Genomic DNA, 14,650 nt, shown 5'->3' with positions numbered 1-14,650 from the left:
CGTCTACCCCCTAGTCCAAGAATTGGCGAACCGTTTCAATGAAGGTGGAGACGGTGATGGGTTTGGACAGATAGGCTTCGCAGCCGCCTTTGCGAATGCGTTCCTCATCGCCCTTCATGGCAAAGGCCGTGACCGCGACGACCGGAATCGTCTGCAGGGAATCATCTTCCTTGAGCCATTTCGTCACTTCCAGGCCAGAGACCTCCGGAAGCTGAATGTCCATGAGAATGAGATCAGGTGTGTGTTCACGCGCCATTTCAAGCGCCTTGAAACCATCCTTGGTCTGCAAGGTCTCATACCCATGAGCCTCAAGCAGATCGTTGAAGAGCTTCATATTGAGCTCGTTATCTTCGACGATCAGGACCTTTTTCGGCATGACCTGCAGCATAGCGACGACACGCTTCCCGTAGATGGTGCGCCTTTGCGGCGCTTGTTGAACCCCTCGTGCACTAAAACCGATCTTCCTTAACCAACAATGAGTCAGGCGGCGCTTTTCTTGCCCCGTAGAACAAGATAAGAACAAAGCCAGCGATACAAGCTTATATCTAAAGGCATATAAGGCAAAATCATGATCCGGCTCGGCATCGATCTCGGCGGTACGAAAATCGAGGCGCTCGCTATTGATGAAACGGGTGTCGAGCTGGTCCGGAAACGGGTCCCGACCCCGCGCGCCTATGAGGCCGGATTGCTTGCTATAACTGAGTTGGTCAGCGAACTGGAGCGAGAAATCGGCAAGTCCATGCACGTCGGCATCGGCCACCCCGGCTCGCTCAGCCCCGCCACGGGCCTCATGCGCAACGCCAATTCGACCTGGCTCAATGAGACCCCTTTCAAGTCAGACCTTGAGGCACGATTGGGACGAGCGATTCGCCTGGCCAATGATGCGGATTGTTTTGCCTTGTCCGAAGCCGTCGACGGCGCCGGGCGAGATTATCGAACGGTTTTTGGCGTCATCATTGGCACGGGTGTAGGCGGCGGGATCGTGGTGGATCGCACGCTTCACACTGGTGCCCAACGTATTGCCGGAGAATGGGGTCACAACCCCCTGCCCTGGATGAGCCCGGACGAGTTTCCAGGGCCCCGATGCTGGTGCGGACGTGTTGGCTGTATTGAAACCTTTCTTTCCGGCCCCGGCTGGGCCTCGATACACAACAACGAATACGCGTCTCAACTCACGGCCGAACAGATCGCAACCGACCCTTCCGAGCAATGCGTCGACAGTCGTGCCGACTATGCCGCGCGTCTCGGCCGTGCGCTGGCGAGCGTCATCAACATCATAGATGCCGACTGCGTTGTCCTGGGCGGAGGTGTGTCCAATACACCGGGCCTGGCACAAGCGGTCGAAACGCGGCTTGCCGAGTGGGTCTTCTCCGACATTTGCCGGACGCGTGTGGTGACCAATCAGCACGGCGACAGTTCCGGTGTCCGCGGAGCGGCCTGGCTGTGGGGACCTGATGAATGAGTGACGCCGGCGCTTATTGCCGGTCCTGCCTGGAACCGGTCGCGGTGGATCTTCGACAATGCCCCGCCTGCGGCTCCCGCCGCATTCTGCAGCACAACGAGCTGAATACACTGGCCATCGCCCATATCGATTGCGATGCGTTTTTCGCGGCGATCGAGAAGCGCGACAATCCGGAGCTGGAAGACAAGCCGGTCATTATCGGCGGCGGTCAGCGCGGCGTCGTCTCCACAGCCTGTTACGTCGCGCGCATGTATGGCGTTCACTCGGCCATGCCTATGTTCAAGGCCCTCGCCGCCTGTCCCGACGCCGTCGTGATCAAGCCGGATCATGGCAAATACACAAAGGAAGGATACAGGATCCGCGACATGATGCGCGAGATGACGCCGCTGGTTGAACCGCTGTCCATCGACGAGGCCTTCCTCGACCTGTCCGGTACAGAACGCCTGCACAACGCCCCGCCAGCGCATACCTTGTTGCGGCTGCAACGGAAGATCTGGGAAGAAGTCGGGATCACGGTGTCCGTTGGGCTGTCGCACAACAAGTTTCTCGCCAAGACAGCCTCGGACCTGGAAAAACCTGACGGGTTTGCGGTGATCGGCAAGGCTGAGACGATGGACTTCCTGGTCAAACGCCCGGTGCGCGCCATCTATGGCGTTGGCCCGGCCTTTGCCAAAAAGCTGGAGCGCGATGGTCTGCACACCCTCAACGATATCCGCCAGCGCGGCGACAAGGCGATGGCCCAGCGTTATGGCGATATGGGTTATCACCTCTCGCGTCTTTCGCGCGGAGAGGACACTCGGCGGGTCAATCCGGTCGGCGAGCGCAAGAGCGTCTCCTCCGAGACCACGTTCAATGCCGACATCAATGACCTCCGGGAGCTGGAGAAACGTCTCTACCGGCTGTGCGTGAAAGTCGCCGACATCATGAAGTCCAAGGAGATTTCCGGCACGGTCATCACCCTCAAGCTCAAGAGCTCGACCTTCAAGACCAAGACTCGCCGGCGCACACTGACCGAACCCAGCCAGCTGGCCGACACCCTGTTCAAGGTAGGACGCGAACTCCTGGCCGCCGAAACCGACGGCACGCGCTATCGTCTGATTGGCATCGGCTATTCCGGTCTCATCGACGCCGTTGGCGATAGTGGAGACTTGCTAGACCCACAGGCCATCCGCCGGGCCACGGCAGAACGCGCCATGGACAAGGCCCGGGCAAAGTTTGGAACCGATGCTGTGGTCAAGGGACGGGCCTTGAGGTCGGCTAAAGATACCCGTCAAACCAGTCATACGGCAGGCTCCAGAACGCCTTCGCGGAGCGACTGAAAGCGCCATGATGGTCAATTCGTTTTGCCCCGAGCTCTGCCGGGTCAAGGCGTAGCTGTTCGGTCGGCGCGGCGGTGTAGAAGCTCAGGAGATCATCGGCAGAACGCCGGGAACAGAGCTGGTCGTCGGTGAAGGTCCAGTCTCGGATGGGCGCGGATATCCTGTCGAACCCGTGTTCGCCCAGTTCTTCATAGAATTCCGTGAAATAACCGGGCCTCTGGGACCATTGACGCCATTGGGTGAAGACATCACGCGGCAAGGCCGTTCCGGTCCACAAGCCACCGGCCGGGATGTGATTGTGCAAGGCCAGCATGAAAGGACCATAAGCCCACCAGAATAACAGCGCCTTGTGTCGATAGCCGGGCTCATGAGCCCCGTGATAGCCGGTCCCGGCGGTGACGAAACCGTGCGCCTTCGCCTTGTGCGCATTGTCCGCAAAACCCAGCAGGTGAGCGCCGACCGAGTGGCCCAGCGTAAACAGCGGTTTGCCGGGTGCCAGCGCTTCGGCTGCATCCAGCGCCGCAGGAAAGTCCAAGCGCGCCCAATCCATGATGTCAGCATCAAAGCCGCGCATCTGCTCCGGGGCGGATCCAGCGATACCGCGATAATCATAGATCAGGGCCGCATAGCCGCGCTCAGCGCCAAAACGGGCCATCCGCGCATAGAGTTCCTTGGGGAAACCGGTTCCCGACGAGATCAGCACCGTTGCCCGGGCGTTCTCCAGCAGAATACTGCGGGCGGACAGCATGTAGCCGTCTCGCGCTGGCAGGTAGAATTCGTGTTCGTGAATCGGGACCATGAGACCAGCATGCCCATTTACGTTCGCGTCAGGTCAAGCTTCACGATTGCATGGGCCGCATGCCTGACCTAAAGCGGGGGCAACAATGCCAATGGAGAGTCCCATGTCCGCCATCGACACCCGCCTTGCCGACCTCGGTATCGCCCTGCCCGAACCGGTTGCCCCGGTCGCCAATTACGTTCCGTTCGTGCGCACCGGCAACCAGGTCTTCATCTCTGGCCAGGTTTCGATTGGCGCTGAAGGTCTGGTGAAGGGCACGCTGGGCGGCGATATGGATATCGCTGCGGGTCAGGCCGCGGCGCGTCTGTGCGCCATCAACCTGATCTCCCAGCTCAAGGCCGCCTGTGAGGGTGACCTTTCCCGTGTGAAACGCGTGGTGAAACTGGGCGGGTTTGTTGCTGCGACCGCCGATTTCACCGACATCCCGCAAGTCATCAATGGCTGTTCCGACCTGATGGTCGAAGTGTTCGGCGATGCCGGCCGCCACGCGCGTTCAGCGGTGTCCTGTCCGGTCCTGCCGCTCGGCGCGGCTGTCGAAGTCGATGGCGTGTTCGAAGTGGAGTGACACGACGCCATCCCTCTCCCTCTCGAGGGAGAGGTTCGAGCGAAGCGAGGGGAGACGGGTGCGCAGCGAAAGCTGCGCCAGGGAAAATCCGTGCCACTCATCGCCCCTTCGGGGCACTTTCCCCGAGGGGACAGGGGAGAAGGATGAACGTGTCACCGCTCAATTCTTTACTTCCACCAGACAGCGGGCGCATCGAGGGTTTGCAGGCGATGGCAAACGCGCACGGCGCAAAATGGCTGGAAGAAGAGCTGGAGCATCGTTCCTGCGACCGCAAAAGGGTTCGCCAAACCCTTCTCCGCGCGTTCCAGCGCCATGGCGGCGAAACCGCTCAACAAGAGAACAGCGAGAAATACCAATCCCGCTGACAAGGCTTCAATCAAATAGGCCTGCTCGGGTTTAAAGACCTCTGACGAGACCAGAGCGAAGACCATCAGAGGCCAAGCTGCCAGGCCAATTTTCACGAAGCCCCCCGGCAGTGGCGACGACAGGTGTCCATTCGAGCGAACGAACACCTGCGCCATAAAGACCAATGCAATAGCGACCCCAACAAGCCCGACCGCTACCGCACTTTCAACCTGCCCAGATGCTTCCAGTGCCACGCGAATGATCAATCCGACAGGCATGGCGGCACTTACAAGAATGGGGTGTTTGGTCAGGTCCAACTATTTGCCCTAGCTATTCATCCCGCCATCAGCATTGATGACCGCCGCATTGACGTAGGAGCTCTCGTCGGACGCCAGGAAGGTCGCGAGGGACGAGATCTCCTCGACCGTGCCGTAACGACCGATCGGGACCATCATCTTCTGGAAGTCCGCCTTGTCGCCATCGGCCGGGTTCATGTCGGTGTCGATCGGACCGGGCTGGATGACATTGGAACGGATCTGTTTGCGGCCCAGCTCGCGCGCGGCGCCGCGAGCCAGCAGCTGAACACCGGACTTGGACGCGGAATAGACCGCAATGCCCGGCGCCATGACCGCTTCGGCTGCAACTGAACCAATGGTGATGATGGAGCCGCCATGCTCCATGACTTCATAAGCTGCGCGGAAGGCTTCGAACGGCGCGCGCAGATTGATCGCCATGGTGCGTTCCCACTCTTCGTCGGAGCATTTGGCGATCGTCGTCAGCGGGTAGACCCCGGCGTTGTTGACCAGGATATCCAGCTTGCCGAAGCTTTCCACCACGCCGCGGACCAGCTTGTCTGTTGCGCCCGCCTGTGCGGCATCACAGTGAATGGCCTCAGCCTTTCGACCCATGCCGCGGATCTCTTCGGCGACGGCTTCCGCCGCGGCCTTTGACCCGCCATAGCTCAGCGCGACATCAGCGCCCTCTGCTGCATACGCCTTGGCAATCGCTGCGCCGATACCGCGGCTACCGCCCGTGACCAATGCCGTCTTACCGGCCAACCGTGTGCTCATGCTATCTCCCCTTAATGGTGTTCTTTTGCACTGGAGAAAGCTTAGGGCGATGTTCACCCTTCGCCCAGTGGTAACATCGACTTGACTGTGAATTTAGTGCTCGCCCCCTCGCCCCGGCCCTGAGCGTCGTCTACATGGTGTCCGGGTTAACTTATGGGGTCTGATCGATGACACGCGTTATTGCCTTGCTTGCTGCTGCCGCATTCCTGCTCGGCTGCCAGCAGGCGCCTGCCGATGCACAGCTGACCGAGCCCGAGCGGGATGAAGTCCGCGAACTGGTTCGCGAATACATCCTCTCCAATCCAGAGATCATCGAGGAAGCCCTGATCGAACTGCAACGTCGCGCCCGCGATCGCGAAATGCGCAGCTTCTATACGGCTATTGAAGCCAATCATGACGCCATCTACGGCGATCCCCGCGATGCGCGGATCGGCCCGGATGATGCCGATATCATCATCGTCGAGTTTGTCGACTACAAATGCTCTTACTGCCGCATCGCCGCGGAATGGCTCGACAGCGCGACGGAGCGTTATGGCGACCGTGTCCAGATTATTTTCAAGGAATACCCGGTGCTCGGCTCCGACTCGATCGAAGCGGCCCGGGCGGCTCTCGCCGCCCTGCGCCAGGGCGAAGACGTCTATCGCGCTTTCCACCACGAGATGATTACAGCCTCCGGCCCCCTTCCGTCGGGCCGGATCGACAGCCTGGCGCAGATGGCCGGCGTGGATGTCGCCCAGATGCGTGAAGACATGCAGGACCCGGCCCTGATGGCCCAGATCGGCGAGGTCCGCACGCTCGGTCAGGTCATGGGCGTTACCGGCACGCCCTTCTTCATCGTGGATGGCCGCGTTATCCCGGGCGCCAATGAGCTGGGCCTGGAACAAGCGCTTCAGGCCGCCCTGGCGGGGTAGGCGATTTTTGGGACCTACGAAAAGCCCGGATCAAAACCCGGGCTTTTTTTGATTCTAGATCAAACCACTCAGCGGGCTCGATGGATCGGCATAACGTTTTTTCGGCATACGTCCGGCCAGATAGGCTTCACGGCCGCCGATAACGGCGTGTTTCATGGCCTGTGCCATGCGGATCGGGTCTCGTGCCTCGGCGATGGCGGTGTTCATAAGAACGCCGTCACAGCCCAGCTCCATCGCGACAGCCGCATCTGACGCGGTACCGACACCTGCATCGACAATCACCGGAACGCTGGTCTGCTCGATGATGAGGCGGATATTGACCGGGTTCTGGATGCCCAGACCGGAGCCGATCGGCGCGCCGAGCGGCATGATGGCGCAACAGCCGATCTCTTCCAGCTTCTTTGCGTAGACCGGATCATCAGAGCAATAGACCATGACGTCGAACCCGTCCTTGATCAGGAGTTCGGCAGACCGCAGGGTCTCCGCCATGTCCGGATAGAGGTGTTTCGGGTCGGACAGGACCTCCAGCTTGACCAGGTTCCAGCCGCCCGCCTCACGCGCCAGGCGCAGGGTGCGCACTGCGTCTTCTCCAGTGAAACAGCCCGCCGTATTGGGCAGATAAGTGTAGTCGTCCGGCGAAATGAAATCGACCAGGCGCGGCTCGTCCGGATTGGACAGGTTCACCCGGCGCACAGCGACGGTGATCATCTCGGCACCGGAAGCCTTCAGCGCCTCGGCGTTCTGGGCATAGGTCTCGTACTTGCCGGTGCCGATGATGAGGCGGGAATTGAACGTCCGCCCGGCCACGACCAGCGGCTTGTCCTCGATGGTTTTGTCCAGGGTCATCGCGTCATCCATTTATCCACCTCCGACAAAGGCGACGATTTCCAGCCGGTCGCCTGATTCCAATTGTGTATCCGCATAGAGCGATTTGGGGACGATTTCGAGATTGCGTTCCACCGCCACCTTGCGGCCATTGATCTGCAATTCCTCAAGCAGGCCAGCGACCGACAGGCCGGTATTCACCGATTTAGTCTCGCCATTCACCGTCAATTCGATCACGTCACCGCTCACTTCGCTTGTGTCACCGTTCAGACACGTCGTAGAACTTCCCCACGCTGATTTGCAAGGCCATGACGAAACCGATCTACATCATCAACGGGCCCAACCTCAATTTGCTGGGCACGCGCGAGCCGGAAATCTATGGCGCGCTGACACTGGACCAGATTCGCGAGGCCTGTGAGGCTCACGCCGGCAAATCTGGGATGCCCGTCGCCTTCTTTCAATCCAATCACGAGGGACAGCTGATCGACTGGCTGCATGACGCCAACGTCAACGGCAGTGCTGTGGTCATCAATCCCGGTGCATACACACATACATCAATCGCTTTGCATGACGCTGTTCGCGCTATAGAACCTCCCGTCATCGAAGTTCACTTGTCCCAAACGGCAGCCCGTGAAGAGTTCAGACACCAATCCTTCATTGCCGCTGCTGCAAAGGGCAGTATTACCGGTTTCGGTCTGGCTAGTTACTTGCTGGGGATCGATGCCGCTGTTCAAAGCCTGAACACCTGAGACAATCAAAGGCCCATTCCATGAGTTCTGATTCCCAAACCGGTGCACCGCTTGATACCCGCCTAGTTCGTGATCTCGCGAAGATCCTGCGTGACAAGGAACTGACTGAAATCGAAGTGGAGCACGGTGAGCTCAAGCTGCGCATCGCGCGTGAAATCACTGCTGCCCCGGTCGTCCAGACCGTCGCCGCCGCACCCGTCGCAGCTGCACCTGCCCCTGCCGCCGCTCCGGCTGCAGTGCCGGCCAGCCCGCCGGAAACCCCGGCTGCCCAGGACACGGCTGACATGTCCGCGCATCCGGGCGTCGTCACCTCACCGATGGTCGGCACGGCCTATCTCAAGCCGAACCCGGACAGCGAGAATTTCGTCAAGGTCGGCGATAATGTGAAACAGGGCGACACCATCCTGCTGGTGGAAGCCATGAAGACCTTCAACCCGATTACGGCGGAAAAGTCCGGCAAGATCGCGGAACTTCTCGTGGAAGACGGCCAGCCGGTCGAATACGGCGAACCGCTTTTCATTCTCGTCTAATCGCTCACCCCTTTTGCGAGCGCGCCCATGTTTGACAAAATCCTGATCGCCAATCGCGGCGAAATTGCTCTTCGTGTCCACCGCGCCTGCCGCGAGATGGGCATCCGTACGGTGGCTATCCATTCCGAAGCCGATGCCGACGCGATGCATGTCCGCCTCGCTGACGAGAGCGTGTGTGTCGGCCCGCCGCCGGCCGGCAAGAGCTATCTGAACGTTCCCGCCATTATCGCGGCGGCAGAAGTGACCGGCGCCCAGGCCATCCACCCGGGTTACGGCTTCCTGTCGGAGAACGCGCGTTTCGCCGAGATCGTTGAAGCCCACGGCTTCACCTTCATCGGCCCGACGGCAGACCATATCCGCATCATGGGTGACAAGATCACCGCCAAGCAAACCGTCATGGACGCCGGCATCCCCGTCGTGCCCGGTTCTGAGGGCGGCGTCGCCACCTATGAAGAGGCGATCCCGATCGCCGAGAAGATCGGCTATCCGGTCCTCATCAAGGCGGCATCGGGTGGTGGTGGCCGCGGCATGAAGGTCGCCGAGACCGCTGCGGACCTGAAAGAAGCCATGGATACCGCCTCGACCGAAGCCGCGGCGGCGTTTGGTGACGGCACGGTCTATATCGAGAAATATCTCGGTCGCCCGCGCCATATCGAGATCCAGATCCTGGCTGACACGCATGGCAATGTCGTGCACCTGGGCGAGCGCGATTGTTCGCTGCAGCGTCGCCACCAGAAAATCCTCGAGGAAGCCCCCTCACCGGCACTGAACGCGGAAGATCGCGCCAAGATCGGTGAAACCGTGTCCAAGGCCATCGGTGCCATCGGTTATCGCGGTGTGGGCACGATCGAATTCCTGTGGGAAGACGGCGAATTCTATTTCATCGAGATGAATACCCGCCTGCAGGTGGAACATCCGGTCACCGAAATGATCACCGGTATCGACCTGGTGCGCGAACAGATCCGCGTTGCTGACGGTGCGCCGCTGGAGATCACCCAGGAGGACATCAAGTTCCGAGGCTGGGCGATCGAATGCCGGATCAATGCCGAGAATCCGAAAACCTTTGCGCCGTCTCCGGGCAAGGTCACGGATTTCCATGCACCAGGTGGTCTGGGCGTGCGCCTAGATAGTGCCCTCTATGCCGGCTACTCCATTCCGCCCTATTATGACAGCCTGATCGGCAAGCTGATCGTCCATGGCCGTACCCGCGAAGAAGCCCTGCTGCGCCTTCGCCGGTCGCTGGAGGAAATGGTTGTCGGCGGTGTTGAAACCACGACCCCGCTCTTCCTGGACCTGCTTGAAGAGGCCGAATTTGTGAATGGCGACTACCATATCCGCTGGCTGGAAGACTGGCTGGCTGACCGCTAGGCAAACGCCGGAAAGGATGCGATGCGGGTCTTCGGCACAGCCGAACTGCTCGACTGTTATGCGCGCGGTGTCTTCCCAATGGCGGACTCGCGCGATGACCCGCGCATCTATCTGCTTGATCCCGATGAACGCGGCGTGCTGCCCCTCAACGGGCTGCACGTCTCCAAGCGTTTAAAGCGCAAGGTCAAACAGCAACCCTATCGCATCACTTTCGACACGGCGTTCCAGCGCGTCGTCGAAGCCTGCGCGACACCTGCGCCCGGGCGCGAGGAAACCTGGATCAATGACGGGATATTTGGCCTGTACTCAGAACTGAGACGGGATGGTTACGCCCATTCGGTCGAGGCCTGGCAGGATGATGAGCTGGTGGGCGGGCTTTATGGCGTTTCCCTCGGCCGCGCCTTTTTCGGCGAGAGCATGTTCAGCCGGGCAACTGACGCTTCAAAGATCGCCCTGGTCTACCTTGTCGCGCGCCTGAGAGCGGGTGGCTACACCCTGCTGGACACACAATTCACGACTGAGCACCTGGAAACGCTGGGCGTGGTGACGATTACCCGCGAGCAGTATCACGAGCGACTGACCGCAGCGCTGGAAGGTGTGGGAGATTTCTACTCGATGCCCGCAGATACGTCGGCATCCGACGTTCTGCAATCAAGCACCCAGACATCATAAACAGGGTGTTCCAGCGGGTTCTGTGCCGGGCGTGAGCCAAACATCCAGCCGGAGAAGATGGTCTCACCTTCCGTATCCACTCCAAAACCGTCCGTGCGGCGATCCTGGATCTGGAGGAAAGCGTAGGTTTCCGGCGTTTCTTCCGGCGGGCGGCGGCGGCAATATTGCGCCGTCACAATGAGCGCGCCGAATTCATAGCTCTCACCGATAGCAATCTCGAAATCACGCGTGCGCGCCGTCACCTTGTCGAGACCACGCAAAACGACAACGTCACCTGGCTCGCTGGACAGCTCGTAATCGCCCAGAAGGCGCGGGTCGATCTGTTCCGCTTCCGGATCAACCGCGTTGGGATCATCCGCCCGCAGCAGGTCTGCAGGATCTTGTGCCAACGAAACTGAAGATAACAGCGAGGCGGCGAGAATTCCGGTCGAAAAACGCATCATGACACCAAGCTGTCCAGTGATTGTGGCGCTGTCGAGGCCTTACGCCTCACAGGCGATCCGGATTATTCCGGCTTCCAGGCCTCGTAATCGCCAGAAGCAGTCTGGCGGTCTTCTGCGCGGGCAAGCGAGCCTGACGGGCGATAGGCGTGAACCGTTCCGGTCAGATTGGGATGGTGGTCTTTTTCCCAGTCCTGGCGCTTGAGCGGCGCTTCGGTCGGCGGATGTTCAAACGTGTGATGCATCCAGCCATGCCAGTCGGAGGGCACGCGAGAGGCGTCGGCGTAACCGTTATAGATGACCCAGCGGCGCTTGTTGCCATCGGGACCGGTGACGCCCTTTTCCTCGTAATACTTGTTGCCGAACTCGTCCTTGCCCACCAGCTTGCCGCCGCGCGAGGAGATGGTCAGCAGCGTTCCGGGTGTGGCGTCTTTCCACCAGACGAAGATCTTGGAGATAAATCCGAGCATTGGGCGGCTCCGAGTCGGTCGTAACAATCTGCCCGTATATGCCCTTCCCGCGCCTCCGGGTCCAGTCTTCTTAACCGCAGGCTTCAGACGACTCACCGGGCTTGTTAGTGTCGAGCGATTCCCGACCGATTCGGGAGCGTGAGGGTGGTCACATGAAGATGCTGGAAAGCTTTAAGGAATGGCTGAAGTCAGCCCCTGAAACCGCAAAAATCGAAGCGCGTGAAATCGCACTGGATTTCGATCCGGACAGCGACGTCCCCTCACCGGTCCGCAGCATGCGCCTGCCCAAGGGTTGGAACGAGGCCGCGGCCCGCGCCCTTTCCGACCTGCTCGACACACCACGACCGACCCGCACCCGGACCAAACCGGGCCTGAAAGCCTATGCCGGCCTGGTCGCACAGACCCCGGCAGGCAAGGAACGCGAAGTCGAAAACGGTATCGAACCCGCGATCGACCGCCTGTCCGGCTCGCTGACCTGGGCAGTCGCCCGGGCCGGTCTGATCGAAGACACCGAAGACGCAAACCGGCTACGTGACACACTCGCCTTGAGCATGCTGGGTCGTTTCGTCGTGCCAGAAGCCGGTCTCTGGCGTCATGGGGGCGCTGACTGGGCTTATGGGGACGCGATCCCGTCATCCACACCAGCACGCCGAACAGACCGCTTCTCTGCCAGCGCCGAGGACGCGCCGGAACGCCTGCGCCAGGTCGCTCAAAAGGAACTCCGCTCGAGCGTGCTCGATGTCGGCGCACGCGTGATGAAGGATCGCCTCAGCGCAATCGGCGAAGCCTGCCGGCGCTGTTCCGGCGAGGCAGAGCGTTTCGATCCACGCCAGAACGCAGCACTCGCCCGTGCCATGCGACAGGCCTTGCGCGACGGTGTCCCTGAAGAAGCCGTTGAACGAGCCCTGGCCCTCGCGCAACAGGGCGCCGACGACGATACGCTCGCAGGCCTGGCGCCAGAGATGGAAACGCCAGCGGCCTGTGTTCTCGAAGTCGCGCCGGGTCTTCTCGAAGCGCTCGAGGCCGACAGCGCCTGGAGCTTTGGGCCAAAGGGCGGAAGCGTGCGTGCCCGCGGCTTCCGCAACACGATCGCCCGCTCCATCTGGAGTTTTGGTGCACCACAGCTCAGCTTCCATGAAAGCCCGACCGAAACCGGCGCCGTCGTCTATCTGAACCTGCCAGCCTTCCTGGACGCGTCCGGACTGCGCACTGATTTGCTCTCAGACACCGTTTTTGCTTGGACAACCGCGCTTAGCGTCAGCGCACCCAAGGACGAACCGTTTGCGGGAACACTTTCACTGAGCGGCATGGCCGCCGTGCTCATGTCCTGCGGCATTGCCTACGACAGCGAAATTGGTCGCAAGACGGCCGCAGCCATTACCCGGCTGATTACTGGATACATGCGCCAGGCCTGTGCACAGACCGGTGCCATGGCCCCGGCGCTGGGCGCAGACATCGAATTTGACGCTGGCGAGCTGCCACAAGCCCTGCAGACGCTGGCGGACGGACTGCGCGAGCTGCCGGCCCGGTTTGAAGCGAAAGGTGCCCTGTCACGCCCTGGCGTGCTGCTGTCGGCGCTGCCTGTGCCTGCAGACGTCGCACCGCTGATCGAAGCCGACGCACTGGGCGCAAGCCATGTCATCAATTCCATCACCACGGATATGGGCGAAACTGTTGGCAGCACGCTGCGGGACAGTGCACGCAATGGCCTGAAAGCGCTGGGTCTCAATGCCAGCCAGATCGAGAAGGCCGAGGACCACGCCGCCGGACACGGTACATTCAAGGGCGCTCCCGGGATTTCCTTTGAGGATCTGATGCTCAAGGGCGTGCCGATCGAGGCGCTTGAGCGCATGGATGACAGTATTGGCGAAGGCGCGTCCATCCGCTTCGCCTTCAACCGCTGGACGCTGGGAGACCGGGTGTGCCGGGACATTCTGCGCCTGCCACACGATGTCGTCGCGGAACAGGGTCAGTCCCTGTGCGCAGCCGCTGGTTACTCCGACAGCGATGTTGCCATCGCGGATCGTTACGCCCACGGCTCCGGCCAGCTGGACGACGCACCGTCACTCAGCCCGGAACAGCGACGTGTATTCGAACAACCGTCCAACCGCGCCCAGCTGGCGATGGCCGCTGCGCTGGAAAGCCAGATGTCCGGCGTCTGCGATACACGCCTGGCGCTCGACGCCGCAGCAACCATCGACGATGTCGCAGAACTCTTTGATCTTGCTATGAAAGTCGGGCTGCGCCAGGTCGCGATGCGCCGCACGGGTTCCGGCCTGTTTGACATGTTGCCGGCGATCGATTTCGACAAGGGCGACTACACCGCCGAGCCCCAGAAAGAGCGCATCATCGAGCGCACCGTCGAGGTCGAACGTGTCGTCGAAAAACCCGCAGCGCGCCGCAAGCTGCCCGATCGTCGCAAGGGTTATATCCAGAAAGCTACCGTGGGCGGCCACAAGGTCTATCTGCATACCGGCGAGTTTGATGACGGCGAGCTGGGCGAGATCTTCATCGACATGCACAAGGAAGGCGCCGCCTTCCGCTCGCTGATGAATAATTTCGCCATCGCGATTTCCATCGGATTGCAATACGGCGTGCCGCTGGAAGAATATGTCGACGCCTTCGTCTTCACGCGCTTCGAGCCGGCCGGGGCCGTTGAGGGCAATGATTCCATTCAACAGGCGACGTCCATTCTGGACTACCTCTTCCGCGAACTCGGCGTGTCCTATCTCGGGCGGGACGATCTGGCGGAAATTTCACCGGACAAGGCCGATCCGGGTGGTCTGGGCCAGGGAGTGGAGCAGGAGAAACTCCTGCAGGAAGACGCGGCCCGCTTCATCTCGCGCGGTTTCTCGCGAGGCCAGGTGCCCGACAATATCCTGATGTTCGCTGGTGCCGCGAAGAAAGCGGCCAACGCCAATGATGGCGACGAGATCGTCCAGGAAGAAATTGTCGAGATCGAGCACGCCTCTGCCAGCAGTACCGTAGCGACAACCAGCCCGGTCAGTGAAGTCAGCGCCTATCTGGGCGACCCCTGCCCGGAATGTGGTCATTTCACCCTGGTCAGCGAAGGTAATGGCTCCCGCTGTGACGCGTGCAACTGGTCCGGCTGAAAACCGGCGCAA

Annotated in this window: 17 protein-coding genes; 9 read left to right on the top strand and 8 right to left on the bottom strand. The window is 60.8% G+C overall.

The genetic code is table 11. From position 1 onward, the window contains the following. Positions 1–10: 10 nt before the first annotated feature. Positions 11–376: a response regulator gene (locus tag SIC17_RS15355; RefSeq protein ID WP_291896506.1), complete on the bottom strand. Its 366-nt coding sequence runs from the start codon at positions 374–376 to the stop codon at positions 11–13. A gap of 192 nt (positions 377–568) precedes the next feature. Between SIC17_RS15355 and SIC17_RS15350 the strand changes: the two genes are divergently transcribed. After that, on the top strand, positions 569–1,462 hold the full coding sequence (locus SIC17_RS15350; RefSeq protein WP_291896197.1) for an ROK family protein: 894 nt from the start codon (positions 569–571) through the stop codon (positions 1,460–1,462). Beyond that, complete coding sequence (locus SIC17_RS15345; RefSeq protein ID WP_412545915.1) at positions 1,459–2,781, top strand: DNA polymerase IV; 1,323 nt, start codon at positions 1,459–1,461, stop codon at positions 2,779–2,781. Before SIC17_RS15350 ends, SIC17_RS15345 begins: the two co-directional genes overlap by 4 nt. On the opposite strand, the gene SIC17_RS15340 is transcribed toward SIC17_RS15345, so the two are convergent. Next, a complete protein-coding gene (locus tag SIC17_RS15340; RefSeq protein ID WP_412545914.1) occupies positions 2,720–3,580 on the bottom strand; it encodes a serine aminopeptidase domain-containing protein in 861 nt (286 codons plus the stop codon). The genes SIC17_RS15345 and SIC17_RS15340 overlap by 62 nt on opposite strands. A gap of 103 nt (positions 3,581–3,683) precedes the next feature. On the opposite strand from SIC17_RS15340, the gene SIC17_RS15335 reads away from it, so the two are divergent. Continuing rightward, positions 3,684–4,145, top strand: coding sequence for a RidA family protein (locus tag SIC17_RS15335; RefSeq protein ID WP_412545913.1), 462 nt, complete (start codon positions 3,684–3,686; stop codon positions 4,143–4,145). A gap of 167 nt (positions 4,146–4,312) precedes the next feature. Here SIC17_RS15335 and SIC17_RS15330 read toward each other — a convergent pair whose 3' ends face one another. After that, positions 4,313–4,807, bottom strand: coding sequence for a hypothetical protein (locus tag SIC17_RS15330; protein ID WP_412545912.1), 495 nt, complete (start codon positions 4,805–4,807; stop codon positions 4,313–4,315). Positions 4,808–4,816: 9 nt separating this feature from the next. Then, entirely contained in the window at positions 4,817–5,560 is a 744-nt protein-coding gene (locus SIC17_RS15325) for an SDR family NAD(P)-dependent oxidoreductase (protein ID WP_412545911.1), read from the bottom strand. A 167-nt stretch (positions 5,561–5,727) separates the two neighbouring features. On the opposite strand from SIC17_RS15325, the gene SIC17_RS15320 reads away from it, so the two are divergent. Next, positions 5,728–6,471 carry a DsbA family protein gene (locus SIC17_RS15320; protein ID WP_412545910.1) on the top strand — a complete coding sequence of 248 codons (744 nt, stop codon included), beginning with the start codon at positions 5,728–5,730 and terminating at the stop codon, positions 6,469–6,471. Between the two features lie 54 nt (positions 6,472–6,525). Here SIC17_RS15320 and SIC17_RS15315 read toward each other — a convergent pair whose 3' ends face one another. Further along, the gene (locus SIC17_RS15315; RefSeq protein WP_412545909.1) at positions 6,526–7,329 is read right to left on the bottom strand and encodes a thiazole synthase; all 804 of its coding nucleotides are present in this window, start codon (positions 7,327–7,329) and stop codon (positions 6,526–6,528) included. Further along, positions 7,330–7,533 carry a sulfur carrier protein ThiS gene (gene thiS / locus SIC17_RS15310; RefSeq protein ID WP_300866891.1) on the bottom strand — a complete coding sequence of 68 codons (204 nt, stop codon included), beginning with the start codon at positions 7,531–7,533 and terminating at the stop codon, positions 7,330–7,332. It abuts the gene before it with no gap. Between the two features lie 71 nt (positions 7,534–7,604). On the opposite strand from thiS, the gene aroQ reads away from it, so the two are divergent. Genes aroQ through aat form a run of 4 tightly spaced genes read left to right on the top strand, consistent with a single transcriptional unit; the run spans position 7,605 to position 10,615 of the window. Next, the gene (gene aroQ / locus SIC17_RS15305; protein ID WP_291896214.1) at positions 7,605–8,045 is read left to right on the top strand and encodes a type II 3-dehydroquinate dehydratase; all 441 of its coding nucleotides are present in this window, start codon (positions 7,605–7,607) and stop codon (positions 8,043–8,045) included. Positions 8,046–8,065: 20 nt separating this feature from the next. Beyond that, the gene (gene accB, locus SIC17_RS15300) at positions 8,066–8,575 is read left to right on the top strand and encodes an acetyl-CoA carboxylase biotin carboxyl carrier protein (RefSeq protein ID WP_291896216.1); all 510 of its coding nucleotides are present in this window, start codon (positions 8,066–8,068) and stop codon (positions 8,573–8,575) included. 27 nt (positions 8,576–8,602) lie between these two features. Beyond that, positions 8,603–9,943, top strand: coding sequence for an acetyl-CoA carboxylase biotin carboxylase subunit (gene accC / locus SIC17_RS15295; RefSeq protein WP_291896218.1), 1,341 nt, complete (start codon positions 8,603–8,605; stop codon positions 9,941–9,943). Between the two features lie 21 nt (positions 9,944–9,964). Then, positions 9,965–10,615, top strand: coding sequence for a leucyl/phenylalanyl-tRNA--protein transferase (aat, locus tag SIC17_RS15290; protein WP_412545908.1), 651 nt, complete (start codon positions 9,965–9,967; stop codon positions 10,613–10,615). Here aat and SIC17_RS15285 read toward each other — a convergent pair. Continuing rightward, a complete protein-coding gene (locus SIC17_RS15285) occupies positions 10,552–11,058 on the bottom strand; it encodes a DUF2155 domain-containing protein (protein ID WP_291896221.1) in 507 nt (168 codons plus the stop codon). The two genes, aat and SIC17_RS15285, sit on opposite strands and share 64 nt — an antisense overlap. Before the next feature lie 62 nt (positions 11,059–11,120). Further along, the gene (locus SIC17_RS15280) at positions 11,121–11,525 is read right to left on the bottom strand and encodes an NADH:ubiquinone oxidoreductase subunit NDUFA12 (protein WP_291896222.1); all 405 of its coding nucleotides are present in this window, start codon (positions 11,523–11,525) and stop codon (positions 11,121–11,123) included. Positions 11,526–11,677: 152 nt separating this feature from the next. On the opposite strand from SIC17_RS15280, the gene SIC17_RS15275 reads away from it, so the two are divergent. Further along, positions 11,678–14,638: a hypothetical protein gene (locus tag SIC17_RS15275; RefSeq protein WP_412545907.1), complete on the top strand. Its 2,961-nt coding sequence runs from the start codon at positions 11,678–11,680 to the stop codon at positions 14,636–14,638. Positions 14,639–14,650: the final 12 nt, after the last annotated feature.

The sequence above is a fragment of the Maricaulis sp. MIT060901 genome (genome assembly GCF_047123815.1).
GTDB lineage: Bacteria > Pseudomonadota > Alphaproteobacteria > Caulobacterales > Maricaulaceae > Maricaulis.
The sequence above is the reverse complement of the archived record's forward strand: the minus strand, read 5'-3'. Positions and strand labels throughout refer to the sequence as shown.

Bases quoted from the DNA above. Each gene is read 5' to 3' on its own strand.
- SIC17_RS15280 (WP_291896222.1), bottom strand. From the start codon at position 11,525: ATGCTCGGATTTATCTCCAAGATCTTCGTCTGGTGGAAAGACGCCACA.
- accB (WP_291896216.1), top strand. From the start codon at position 8,066: ATGAGTTCTGATTCCCAAACCGGTGCACCGCTTGATACCCGCCTAGTT.
- SIC17_RS15285 (WP_291896221.1), bottom strand. From the start codon at position 11,058: ATGATGCGTTTTTCGACCGGAATTCTCGCCGCCTCGCTGTTATCTTCA.
- aroQ (WP_291896214.1), top strand. From the start codon at position 7,605: ATGACGAAACCGATCTACATCATCAACGGGCCCAACCTCAATTTGCTG.
- SIC17_RS15325 (WP_412545911.1), bottom strand. From the start codon at position 5,560: ATGAGCACACGGTTGGCCGGTAAGACGGCATTGGTCACGGGCGGTAGC.
- SIC17_RS15320 (WP_412545910.1), top strand. From the start codon at position 5,728: ATGACACGCGTTATTGCCTTGCTTGCTGCTGCCGCATTCCTGCTCGGC.
- SIC17_RS15345 (WP_412545915.1), top strand. From the start codon at position 1,459: ATGAGTGACGCCGGCGCTTATTGCCGGTCCTGCCTGGAACCGGTCGCG.
- SIC17_RS15340 (WP_412545914.1), bottom strand. From the start codon at position 3,580: ATGGTCCCGATTCACGAACACGAATTCTACCTGCCAGCGCGAGACGGC.
- SIC17_RS15335 (WP_412545913.1), top strand. From the start codon at position 3,684: ATGTCCGCCATCGACACCCGCCTTGCCGACCTCGGTATCGCCCTGCCC.
- SIC17_RS15315 (WP_412545909.1), bottom strand. From the start codon at position 7,329: ATGGATGACGCGATGACCCTGGACAAAACCATCGAGGACAAGCCGCTG.
- SIC17_RS15355 (WP_291896506.1), bottom strand. From the start codon at position 376: ATGCCGAAAAAGGTCCTGATCGTCGAAGATAACGAGCTCAATATGAAG.
- accC (WP_291896218.1), top strand. From the start codon at position 8,603: ATGTTTGACAAAATCCTGATCGCCAATCGCGGCGAAATTGCTCTTCGT.
- aat (WP_412545908.1), top strand. From the start codon at position 9,965: ATGCGGGTCTTCGGCACAGCCGAACTGCTCGACTGTTATGCGCGCGGT.
- SIC17_RS15275 (WP_412545907.1), top strand. From the start codon at position 11,678: ATGAAGATGCTGGAAAGCTTTAAGGAATGGCTGAAGTCAGCCCCTGAA.
- SIC17_RS15350 (WP_291896197.1), top strand. From the start codon at position 569: ATGATCCGGCTCGGCATCGATCTCGGCGGTACGAAAATCGAGGCGCTC.